Annotated in this window: 2 pseudogenes (both only partly in view); both read left to right on the forward strand. The window is 69.9% G+C overall.

From position 1 onward, the window contains the following. Positions 1-138 (forward strand): annotated as a pseudogene (locus EOC06_RS24340) (NAD(P)-binding domain-containing protein) (it extends 1,286 nt beyond the left edge of the window). After that, a pseudogene (locus tag EOC06_RS40920) lies at positions 131-356 on the forward strand (MFS transporter); its annotated part runs 281 nt beyond the window's last position; the annotation flags it as partial. The pseudogenes EOC06_RS24340 and EOC06_RS40920, both read left to right, overlap by 8 nt.

Here is a 356-nt window from a genome sequence, read left to right on the forward strand (position 1 = left end):
GGGCCCGCGCCCGCCGCTGTCGATGCCTGCTGCGTCAGGGATGCGGACGCCAAGGCAACCGGCGCATCGGGCTGCGGCTGCGCAACCGCGCCAGCCACCGAGACGCGAGAGAATATGGCGGCCGGCGCCGATGCCTGAACGATCTGTCCTGCGCAAGGCAATCTGGGCGCTTGGGCTGACCCAGATCATCGGCTACGGCACGCTCTATTACAGCTTCTCGATCCTGGCGCCAGCAATGGCTGGGGAGTTCGGGCTCACGGAAGGCTGGGTATTCGGCGCGCTGTCGGCCTCGCTGTTTGCCGGCAGCGTGTTCGCGCCGACTGCCGGGCGGTGGGCCGACCGCTTCGGCGCCGGCC

The organism is Mesorhizobium sp. M7A.F.Ca.MR.362.00.0.0 (genome assembly GCF_004023175.1).
Taxonomy (GTDB): Bacteria; Pseudomonadota; Alphaproteobacteria; order Rhizobiales; family Rhizobiaceae; genus Mesorhizobium.